Source organism: Coleofasciculus sp. C1-SOL-03 (genome assembly GCF_040220555.1).
In the GTDB taxonomy this organism is placed as follows: domain Bacteria; phylum Cyanobacteriota; class Cyanobacteriia; order Cyanobacteriales; family Coleofasciculaceae; genus Coleofasciculus.
In genome coordinates, this window is record NZ_JAVJUO010000106.1 from 52577 (window position 1) to 63876 (window position 11300).

The 11300-nt window shown below is 45.3% G+C and carries 10 protein-coding genes; 4 read left to right on the top strand and 6 right to left on the bottom strand.

Translation table 11 applies throughout. From position 1 onward, the window contains the following. Nucleotides 1-46: 46 nt before the first annotated feature. Nucleotides 47-2095 (top strand): ATP-binding protein, encoded by a 2049-nt coding sequence (locus tag RIE73_RS17280; RefSeq protein WP_446402347.1) that lies wholly within the window; start codon nt 47-49, stop codon nt 2093-2095. Nucleotides 2096-2109: 14 nt separating this feature from the next. After that, nucleotides 2110-4689, top strand: coding sequence for a DNA translocase FtsK (locus tag RIE73_RS17285; protein ID WP_446402348.1), 2580 nt, complete (start codon nt 2110-2112; stop codon nt 4687-4689). Nucleotides 4690-4802: 113 nt separating this feature from the next. Here the strand turns inward: RIE73_RS17285 and RIE73_RS17290 are convergent, their stop codons facing one another. The 3 genes from RIE73_RS17290 to RIE73_RS17300 form a co-directional block, all read right to left on the bottom strand. Then, on the bottom strand, nt 4803-5012 hold the full coding sequence (locus RIE73_RS17290; protein WP_446402349.1) for a hypothetical protein: 210 nt from the start codon (nt 5010-5012) through the stop codon (nt 4803-4805). 39 nt (nt 5013-5051) lie between these two features. Further along, entirely contained in the window at nt 5052-5456 is a 405-nt protein-coding gene (locus RIE73_RS17295) for an AAA family ATPase (protein WP_446402350.1), read from the bottom strand. Nucleotides 5457-5547: 91 nt separating this feature from the next. Then, nucleotides 5548-5712, bottom strand: coding sequence for a hypothetical protein (locus RIE73_RS17300; protein ID WP_446402351.1), 165 nt, complete (start codon nt 5710-5712; stop codon nt 5548-5550). 17 nt (nt 5713-5729) lie between these two features. Between RIE73_RS17300 and RIE73_RS17305 the strand changes: the two genes are divergently transcribed. Together RIE73_RS17305 and RIE73_RS17310 are read left to right on the top strand one after the other, a co-directional pair. After that, nucleotides 5730-6593: a ParA family protein gene (locus tag RIE73_RS17305; RefSeq protein ID WP_446402352.1), complete on the top strand. Its 864-nt coding sequence runs from the start codon at nt 5730-5732 to the stop codon at nt 6591-6593. Between the two features lie 401 nt (nt 6594-6994). Beyond that, on the top strand, nt 6995-7933 hold the full coding sequence (locus RIE73_RS17310) for a ParA family protein (RefSeq protein WP_446402353.1): 939 nt from the start codon (nt 6995-6997) through the stop codon (nt 7931-7933). 234 nt (nt 7934-8167) lie between these two features. Here the strand turns inward: RIE73_RS17310 and RIE73_RS17315 are convergent, their stop codons facing one another. The 3 genes from RIE73_RS17315 to RIE73_RS17325 form a co-directional block, all read right to left on the bottom strand. After that, a complete protein-coding gene (locus RIE73_RS17315; RefSeq protein ID WP_446402354.1) occupies nt 8168-8437 on the bottom strand; it encodes a YciI family protein in 270 nt (89 codons plus the stop codon). Nucleotides 8438-8478: 41 nt separating this feature from the next. Continuing rightward, nucleotides 8479-10929 (bottom strand): phenylalanine--tRNA ligase subunit beta, encoded by a 2451-nt coding sequence (gene pheT / locus RIE73_RS17320; protein ID WP_446402355.1) that lies wholly within the window; start codon nt 10927-10929, stop codon nt 8479-8481. Between the two features lie 114 nt (nt 10930-11043). Further along, nucleotides 11044-11190 (bottom strand): hypothetical protein, encoded by a 147-nt coding sequence (locus tag RIE73_RS17325; protein WP_446402356.1) that lies wholly within the window; start codon nt 11188-11190, stop codon nt 11044-11046. Between the last annotated feature and the right edge of the window lie 110 nt (nt 11191-11300).

Consider the following 11300-nt stretch of genomic DNA (forward strand, 5'->3'; position numbering starts at 1 on the left):
TCTATTTATTTGTCCCGGCAGTCTCTGAGTAAAACCCGATTTTAGCATGGCATCTCTCAATCAAATTATTCGGCAAGAGATTAATCCTTTTGACCCAGTAACGTTTAAAACAGGCAACTTTTGGCAGGAACGGCAAGACCAAGCGATCACGGTTGATTCAATTCATAAAAACGTGATTATTCAAATAGAAAGGGTGTTGGATCAGGTTGCAAAAGACCATTATCCGCGCACTTTACTATTGGCGGGAGATTCTGGTTCAGGTAAGAGTTATCTTTTAGCACGGCTGAAACGAACGCTTAACCCCAAAGCCTTTTTTGCTTATATTGGACCCTGGCCCGATAGTGATTATATCTGGCGTCATATTCTGCGGCAAACGGTCGATAGTTTAATGCATGTTCCTGAAGGTCAACAGGACTCTCAGTTGCTGCTTTGGCTCAAGGGTTTACCCGCATTCAAAAAAAGTAGCTTGATGAAACAGCTACTCGGTGAGCAGAAGAAATTTATTAGTGATTTGACAGCCAGTTATCCTACAGGGGTTTACAATCCAAAAGAGTTTTTCAAAGTTCTCTATCACCTGACGAATCCTGAATTACACGCTCTTGCCTGTTATTGGTTGCGGGGAGATGAATTGGATGAAGCCGATCTCAAAGAATTGGGGGTTAAACGTCTAATCGACACTGAAAATGTGGCTCAGAATGTTTTAGCTAACTTTGGGCGAATTTCAGCCAGCAGCCAACCGATTGTATTGTGTTTTGACCAATTAGATAACATTCCTCGTTTTCCCGACGGTTCTCTAGACTTGCAAGCTTTATTTAATGTAAATTCCAGTATTCACACGCGCTATCCACAAAACTTGCTAGTAATTATTAGCATCATTAACAGTACTTGGCATAACAATAAAAATAAAATCCACTCGGCTGATATAAGTGAAGGTCGAATCATTGGAGCACTTTCTCTCAAACCGATCACATTAGAGCAAGCCAAAGCACTTTGGGCAACTCGACTTTATCCGTTACATCAGCAAGCCAATCCTCAACCTGACTCGCAGATTTATCCCTTAACTTGGCAAGATTTAGAAGACAAATTTCCCCGTGGCAAAACCACTCCTCGCTACGCTTTACAATTAGGGCGTCAGCGATTTCAAGAGTACAAAGCTGGTTTAGTTCAAGATGACTTTCCCACGCCCAAGCCGGAACCCAAGACTCCCTCGCCCAAACCGCCAACTCCTCCGACTGATCCGTTGGCTGCATTTGATTTAGTCTGGCGCAAGGAATTCAAAAAAACGCAGCAAAAAATTGATAGAATTCCTAAACTTGGATCGCCGGAACTGATTCAAATGTTGCAAGAAGTTCTAGCGGCATTACAAGTCGAGGGCATTAAGTCCCAACTTTTACAGAAAACCAAATATTCGATTTATTCCTTTAGTTATCAACCTTCAGATAGTCGTGAAATAATTGGCATTGTCTGGAGTGAAGAGGCTAGCCTGAGAAGCTTTTCTTATCTCATGAAAGCCTGCGAAAAAGCGCTGAAGCAAAAGTTCTGCGATAGTCTAATCCTAATTCGGGCGGCTCAATTGGGTCAATCAAACAACGCTGGATACAAACTGTTTAAGCGCATCTTTACAGGTTCACCCCATCGTCACATTATCCCCCATTTAAACTCAGTCCACTACCTGGCAACGTATCACAGTTTAGTGAATGCGGCTCTGGGTGGGGATTTAGTCGTGGGCGATTTAACTCCTAATTTAAAGGAGTTGGAATCATTTATTCGTGACTCCCAAATTTTGCATAACTGTAATTTACTACAGGAGTTGGGAATTGTTCCGGCGGATACTGGAAATGGAGGAGGAGATAATAACGGTGATGAGCTAGAAAAAATACGGCAAGATGCCAAAGATTATCTAGTAACACTTGTGCGAAATGATGGCATGATGCTAGGGCGAAAAACCTTACTCGAAAACGCTAACCGCGAATACTCTCAGTTCAACGAATCTCAGTTAAACCCCTTAATTGATGAACTGTGTCAAGAAAATAAACTGCAAATTCCTAATTTAAACGAAAAACTCGAAAAACAAGTCGTCTGTCTAGTTGTATAATCATATCCCTTAAAATGACGAATTCCTTAACCGCTACTGATATCCGGGTTGCTGTTGAATGCCCTCGCCTATTTTATTTATCCAAAAAACTGGGTGGTAAAAGTTTATTTTTACCCCCAGAGAGTTCCCAGGGGATTGGCACTACCTTTCATAAACTGGCGAATCAGTTGGTTAAACTGGCTTGTCAAAACGGTAAATTTAAACAACTGTTTGAAGCTGATCCAGAACACCTAAAAAAAGAGGCGATCGCGACTCAGATGGAACAGTTGTTGTATCAACTCGCATTTTATCCCTATTTCCAAGAGATCACCCAAGCTGATCCGGGAAAAGCCCAGCCTTTATTTCAAGTTTGGCAGGGATTACGGGGATTAATCCAGCGTTGGGCAGAACTGTTAATTAAAAATCGTCACTATCACAGTGCAGCCGAGGTTATTGGTAAAACCTTTATTGATCCCGATCCGAAACTAATTCAACACCAGTTTACCTTACCCGATGGCACAAAACAAGTCGTTAAAGGTCAATTTGATAACTTGATTTTCGATAGCGATCGCCAGCGTCTTTGTGTGGTTGAATACAAAACTTATGAACCTGTTGATCCATCCGCTCAGTTAGCCCAAGTTGCGGTTTATAGTTATCTCCTCTGGGAAAAGACAAAGCTACCCGTTGACTCCGCTATCTATTGTGTTTTACCCGAATTTAAAGAGTATTACTATTCCTGGGAACAGCTAGAAACTACCGTACATCAGCTTATTCCGCCTAAATTACAGCAAATGCAGGAATGGTTAACTTGGGAACCCGGACAACCTGATCCACCGCCGTCAACCTCCCAGCCTCATCTGTGCCAAATTTGCCCCCAGCATGAAAAATGTCAGACGTTATTTGAGGGTGATGAATCGAATCATTATCTAACCAAACCTGCTGATATGCGAGTCATGATCCAGCAATTGACGAGTGCGAAAACACTCTGGCTGGATACAGAAGTGGCGGATTGGAATACCGCAAATCCCCGATTATCTTTGATTCAGGTGTTAGCGAATCCTACCGATAGAACCGGGAAACAGGCTTATATATTCGATGTCTTGGATCAGCCGGATGTGGTACAGGATTTTGTTGAGCAAATTATGGCAAATCCTGGAATAGAAAAAGTCTTTCACAACGCCAGCTTCGATCTAAGGTTTCTGGGAAAAGAACAGGCGGAGAATGTCACTTGTACGCAAAAGATGGTGAATCGGCTGACGAGAAAAAGGCGCTCGAATCGGCTGCAAGTCTCCAACAAGAAACTGAAAACCTTAGCCGTAGAACTGTGTCAATTCTCCAATGTAGATAGTGAGGAACAGCAAAGCGATTGGGGACAGCGCCCACTGACAGAAAAGCAGATCAAGTATGCTAAAATGGACACGGTTTATCTGGCTCATGTCCATCGCTATTTATTAGAATTTATTGCAGCAGCGCCTAGTCAAACGCCTCAAACTATCCCCTCTCAGCCTACTCCTGAGACAGGGGAAACTTCCCCGCCTAATAATCACCAGGATACCCCTCGCCAGCCCGAACCAGAAACGACTCCTGATGCTGACGCGATCGCGCAACAGTTAGTTGAGACGTTACAATCCTTTAAGATAGATGTGACTTGTGTGGGAACCGCCGTTGGTCCAGCGTTTATTCGGGTGAAACTGAAACCCAGTTTGGGGGTAAAGATTAGCGCTCTGCTGAAATTGTCGGCTGATTTACAGGTACAGTTAGGGATTACCAATCCCCCGCTAATTGCACCGCAACCTGGCTATGTTAGCGTCGATTTACCGCGTCCAGATCGACAAGTAGCGCGGCTTGAGGATTATATCACACCTCAGACAACGCCGACTCAGGCTCTGGTAAAAATTGCCATTGGTGTGGATTTAGATGGGAAACTGGTAGAAGCCGACTTATCCGATGCGAATACCTGTCACTTTCTCGTCGGGGGAACAACTGGAAGCGGGAAAAGTGAATTTTTGCGATCGCTCCTGTTATCCTTACTCTATCGCCATTCGCCCCAGCAGCTTAAAATCGCCCTGGTTGATCCTAAGCGTGTCACCTTTCCCGAATTCGAGCAAATCCCCTGGTTGTACGCTCCTATCGTCAAGGATAGCGAAGATGCGATCGCGTTGATGGAAAATTTAGTAACGGAAATGGAACGGCGTTATCAGCGATTTGAGCTAGCGGGATGTTCTCACCTTGATGCTTATAATCAAAAGCATAACCCACTTTTACCACGTCTTGTCTGTATTTTTGACGAATATGCTGACTTTATGACCGAAAAAGATATCCGCAATGCTTTAGAATTGAGTATTAAACGGTTGGGTTCAATGGCGAGAGCGGCGGGTATCCATTTAATTATTGCTACGCAACGCCCTGAAGCGAAGGTGGTTACGCCGATTATCCGGTCAAATTTACCGGGACGAGTCGCGTTGCGGACAGCTAGCGAAGCGGATTCTGAGATTATTTTAGGGGGAAAACAATCGGAAGCGGCTTATTTGTTGGGGAAAGGAGATTTACTGTATCAAGTCGGGGCGAAGTTGCAACGGTTGCAAAGTTTATTTGCTCAAAGGATTGAATTGTGAAGGGGGGATTATATTTTTTCAACGCAGAGGGGCGCAGAGGTTTTAACGCAGAGGTACGCAGAGGGAGTGTGAGAGTTTTGTCTCTAAAATTGAGTTGATCTATCTTAACTGCTCTAACTGGGATATCCAAGCATTAAAATGAGGGCATTTTTTATTTTTCCATAACTGACGGCTCCACCTCGATAAACCTTCTTTTTCGTTCGTTTACTTGTAATGCAATGAACATCAGTTGAAATATTAAGAATTCCCAAATGTTCCGTTAAAACCGACTTAACAAATTCTTCTTCTGTTTGACCCTCCGCAACAATATGTAAACGAATCATCAGCTCGGTCTTCCTCCAATAATATTTTTATTCCATAGCTCAGACAATGAATACTCTTCTAACCAATCTTCCAGTGTTTCGGTTTTTTGTCGATGTACGGGAAAAGCGATATTTCTCTTCGGCAAAGATGAACGTATCTGAGGCAGCATGAAAAAGCCTAAAGGAGTAGTCGTTTCGTCCGGCTTCTGTTTGAAAATGAAGTTCTGCCTCCATTTGTGGCGTGACAGATGCGCCATCAAACAGCAAAGCGTTAGCCCCTCCTGATTTGCCGACAAATACTTGTAACTGTCCCGGTGTTTGCAGCATCCAACGCAACAGTTTAAAAAAAGAAATTAGATTAGATTTGCCAGCCCCATTCGCCCCAATTAAAATATTTATGGGTGCTAACTCCAACTCCATATCTCGAATAGATTTATAGCCTTTGATTTTAAGGGTTTTCAGCATAAATAATCCAAGCTTTACATTATACAGGAATTTAATAATATTTTATCCTATAGTCTTCACCAGAGTTGCTATCTTTGTTGATTCTTCTCATTCAATGGGCAATTAGGTAAGACCCTTCTCTTTGCCAATTATATAGTTGTGTGTAGGGGCGGGTTTCACAATTATCGTTTATTTTTGACCCATAAGTGACTAAACCCGCCCTGACTAACGCCCCTGTCTCCACCGCATCAGGCAGATCAGAGTATGATATAAGCATCGTCAAAACAACCATGAATGGGACAGGTTATTTCAATCGTCAATATGAAAGGGGGTGTGGGCAAAACCACACTCACCGTCAACTTGGGGACAAGTCTGGCTAAAGAACATGGGATGCGAGTCTTAATCGTTGATCTCGATACCCAGATTAATGCGACTCTCAGCCTTATCCCTCCAGTACAGTTTACGAAATGCCGTAAACAAAAGCGCACGCTACAACAATTAGTCAATCAAGCCCTTCAATCTAATTCGTTATCCTCCCCAACTGTTGAGGATGTGATTGTCCCCAACATTTGTCAGGTGAATGGACTGGACTTGATACCGGGTAATATCGAACTGTACAACGATTTCTTATTAGCGACCCAGATTTATAGACAAGCCAATAGCCATCAGCAAGACTTTGAAAAAGGCTGGAATCATCTGGAAGATGCGTTAGTGAAGCGGATAATTAAACCGATTGTCCCCAATTATGACTGGATTTTGCTGGATTTTCCGCCAGGAGATAATTTGCTGACGCGCAGTGGTATGATTGCCAGTGACTTTTATCTGATTCCGGCGAAGCCTGAACCCTTATCGGTTGTGGGGATGGGGATTTTGGAAGGTCGTATCCGGAAACTCAAGCAGAGCGATCGCGCTACACTCAATCTACTGGGTATTGTCTTTTCTTCCCTCGGTCATGCGACGACGATGGCAAGGAAAGTCAAGAAGCGAGTCCGTTCTGATTTTGGCGACGATAAAGTCTTTAGCACTGAAATTCCCACCAATGTCGCTATCGCCAAAGCCGTTGATGAGTTTCAACCTGTGGTTCTCACCGAACCCACCTCCACGGGTGCGAAAGCGTTTACTGAGTTAACCAAAGAATTTCTCCAGCGAATTGCGTAGTGTCAGGGGGTGGGGAAAATGGGGGAGATGAGGGAGATGGGGGAGATGGAAATAACGATAAGGGATAGGGACACAAGGTTGTCGGGGCGGGTTTTACCGATAACAGTTTGGCACAAAACCATAACTTGACTAAACCCGCCCTTCTGGTTACAACCGGGGGTAAAGACGTACCATCTGATAATTATACCCTTGGGGCGGGGCGGGTTTAGTTGCTTATGGGTGAGGAAAGAAACGATAGTTGTGAAACCCGCCTCTACAGAAACTTGTTCACTTGATGGGTAAAATCGCTTACCATAGTAGACTGTTGCCGAAAACTAGGGAAATTCCAGACGCGATACGGCGTTTATCATCTAGGCTGGCTGATACCTAACTGGGTAGCGTTTCTCCAAGAGGATTTTATCATGGGATTTGTCATTGCCACAGTTAACATGAAAGGCGGTGTCGGAAAAACGACACTAACCGTCAACTTGGCAACTTGCTTGGCGAAACATCATCAAAAACGGGTTTTAGTGGTTGATTTAGATACCCAAATCAGCGCTACACTCAGCTTAATCGCCCCTCAAGATTTTGCTAAAGCCAGAAAAGCGAGACGCACGCTGAATCAGTTAATTGATAAGGCAATTCGTCCCCATCGTCACGCCAAACTGACGATTCAAGATGTTATTCAATCTTACGTTTGTTCGGTCAAAGGACTGGATTTATTGCCAGGAGATATTGATCTGTATGATGAGTATTTAGTCTCCGAGATGCTACATCAAGAAGCCAGTCGCGAAGAGACTCCTAATTTTAACCAGGTGTGGAATCGATTTGAGCGACTGCTGATTAAAAGTATTTTAGAACCGGTTATTGATAACTACGACTTTATTATTTTAGATTGCGCTCCTGGCTATAATCTGTTAACCCGTAGTGGTATTGTTGCCAGTGATTTTTATTTACTCCCGGCTCGTCCTGAACCGTTATCAGTTGTGGGAATTCAGCTTTTGGAACGGCGGATTGCTAAATTGAAAGAGAGTCATAAGTCTAACACGTCTCTCGATTTGCAGTTATTAGGTATTGTCTTTATTTTATCCGGGGGATTGCTGGGTCGCTATTACAAGCAGGTGATGAATCGAGTAACAGAAGACTTTGTTCCGACGCAACTGTTTAAGAATCGCATTCCCATGGATGTTAATGTGGCTAAAGCAGTCGATAGTTTTATGCCGGCGGTTCTCGCTTCGCCCAATTCTTCCGGTGCCAAAGCGTTTACACGGTTAACCGAGGAATTTGTTGAGAAAATAGCAGCGTATAAGAATGAAGCTGGGAATGGCTCTAAGAAAATGAATTTGGCAAATTTGGAGTGATTTGTCCTTGGTTCTTTGTTAGTCAACGTTGTAGGTTGGGTTGAGGAACGAAGCCCAACTTAAGCTGAAATAAGGAAGCGATTCTTTGATCTGACCCCTCCCTAACCCTCCCCTTGCCAAGGGGAGGGAACTCAAATGACTTTGCGCCCCTACGGTTTCGGGATGTAAAGCTAATCCAAATTAGGTGTGCCGCATCACTACCTTAAACTATCCCACAATTACTCCAACAACGTTCTAAAATGCCTGAATCCATTCTTTCACGTCGTACTCTGTCCAAATCCCATGTTGCCAATAAGGATCAGCTTCAACTAATTGGCGCACGGTGGCTTCATCTTCAGCATCATAAATACCAAACACCTTGGTCAAATCTTTGGTTGGACCAATTGTAATTAACACACCGGATTCTTTTTGCTGGGTTAAACCATCCAGATGGGCTTGGCGATGAGGAGCGCGTTTTTCTAATACGTCCTCACAATAACTTCCCCACATTACATATTTGGGCATAACCAATCAACCCTGAACAAATGACGAATGACAAATGACACTTAACTTCTTAGGCTAACGCCAAATTTTTCTAATAAGGCATCTCGAACCTTCTGGTGGGCGGACTCCACTTCTTTGTCCTTCAGGGTGCGATCGCCTGCGCGATAAATTAACCTGAAAGCCAGACTACGCTGTCCTTCTGGCACTCGTTCCCCGCGATATTCATCAAACAGTTGCACCGATTCCAAGAGGTTTCCGGCGGCTTGTTGAGTGGTGCGTTGAATCTCGGCGACGGAAACGGTATCGGTGACAAAGAAGGCGATATCTCTGTCGGCGGCTGGGAATGTCGAATAAACTGAAAATCTCGGTGTCAATTTTTCATCTTGGGCAAGGGCGTTTAACATGACATCTAGGTCTAATTCGAACCCATAGACTTGATCGGGTAAACTCAATTCGGCGCGAAGTTGGGGATGGAGTTGCCCAAATCTGCCCAAGCGATCGCCTTGTATCCATAAGGAAGCGGTGCGCCCTGGATGCAAACGCGAATCCTGGCGATCGGGTTGATATTCCACGGTTAATCCTAAGCGTTCAAACACGCTTTCGATGATTCCCTTAGCTTCATACCAACTCATCGGCGCCTCTTGTCCGCCTCTTGTCCATTTCCCCTGACTGGGATCACCGCCCAAAATTCCCGCCACGCGATCGCTTTCAGCCAATCCGTCTTCGTCGCGCCAGAAGATTCGCCCGATTTCAAACCCATTTAATACGCCATTCCCTTGTTCTAGGTTGTATTGGGCGACTTCGATTAATCCTGAGAGTAAGTCCGTCCGCAGGGCGGAATATTCCACAAACAGAGGATTCGACAGGCTAATTTGCTCCCCTTTTTCTTCCGGTTTCACGAGGGAATATTGCAGCAATTCCGTTAATCCAGCCGCACGGAAGGCTTCCCGAATCTTGCGGATTAATACCTGGTCAATCGATAGATAACCCGGTTCGGTTTTCGGGGGTAAATCTTCACAGAACTTATCATAACCGTAGAGACGGGCAATTTCTTCAATCAGGTCGATTTCCCGTTCTAAGTCTCGGTAGCGGTAGGGGGGAACCGTGACGATCCATTTCACCGCATCGTCTGATTCTACGGACTGAAGTTGACATCCCAACGCCGTGAGAATGCGCTCAACATCCCCAGGCTGAATGTCACCAATCTCATCACCCAAATCCACTGGACCGAGTACCTGATTCACCCGTTCTAGGCGTAATTCAATTGATCGCACCCAACTGTCTGGATCAGGGCGGGTGTCGGCTACCTCTTGGACAATGGGTTTACCCTGGGCGAGTGCTTGGATTAATGCGATCGCTCGTTTTGCTGCAATCCCTAATTCCGCTTGATTGACACCCCGTTCATAACGGGTGGATGCTTCCGTGCGTAAGCTTTGAGAACGGGCGGAACGACGAATGGCGACGGGTTCAAACAGGGCGGCTTCGAGAACCAGATTCTCAGTACCCTCATGGACTTCGGTTTCCTCTCCCCCCATCACGCCTCCTAGCGCCACGGGGCGATCATTGGCGGTAATTAACAGCGTTTGGGGATGAAGGGTGCGGGATTGACCATCTAGGGTGGTTAATGATTCCTCTCCCTGAGCGAAGCGAACGCCGATGGTTAAGGAGTTTTCACCTGCTACTTGTTGTAAGCGATCGCGGTCAAAAGCGTGAAGCGGCTGCCCCCATTCCAACAGGATATAGTTGGTAATATCCACAACATTATTAATTGGTCGCACGCCTGCGGCTTGTAAACGCTGTTTTAACCAGGTTGGCGACGGTTGAATCTTTACCCCTTCAATCACCGTACCGATATAAGCAGGACTTGCTTTCGGGTCAGCAATTTTCAATGTCAACCCACCCGTACCTTGAGGAATCGTCAACTCTGGAGTTTTAGGCAAGTTCAAGGATGCACCTGTCAGGGCGGCGACTTCACGAGCCACCCCCACCATACTTAAAGCATCCGCCCGATTCGCCGTTGCGGTTAAATCCAGGATCACATCCGTAAGTCCGAGAAGGGGACGAGCATCACTCCCCACTTGTAGTGTTTGTGCCTCAAAGATGTGAATCCCTTCTGACTCTTTTTCCAAGCCAACTTCTGCCAAGGAACAAATCATGCCCTCGGAACGTACCCCCCGCAGTTTGGAGGAGCGAATTTTCAAGTCAACCGTTGGCAGGTAAGTCCCTACCGTAGCAACAGGGACATACGCCTCTGCCCGGACATTAGCCGCGCCACAGACAATGGTTACTGGACTATTCGCATCTCCAATATCAACTTGAGTCACCCTCAGCTTATCGGCATTGGGGTGAGGCTGTACATCCAGAACCTTCCCCACAACTACACCATCAGCCAACTGGCGCTGATCCTCAATATCCTCAACCTCAAATCCAGCATTGGTGAGAATTTCCGCAATTTCTTGGGGAGCTAGGGTCACATCCACCAGTTCCCGCAGCCAATTTAAAGAGATACGCATTAATTTCTTGCTTGTACCGACCTCAGCTTACGTGCAGTTCCATGACTGTTAACCTCACTATACCCGATTTGTCATTGGTCATTGGTCATTTGTTGATTGTTCATGGTTCATGGTTCATTGTTGATTGGGAATCTTCTCCCTCATCTTCCCCATCTTCCCCATCTTCCCCATCTTCCCCATCTTCCCCATATTCCCCATCTTCCCCATCTTCCCCATCTTACCCAACTTCCCCAAATTACCCAAGTGTCGTGTGTCACTCATTAGCAATGCCATGCGTCAGGTGTCTGCGATTTTCCAGTCACGCTTAACACCGATTTCAGTATAGCCTGAACTGCGATCACGTTCACCCTTGATTAAGATTTAGTTCAATT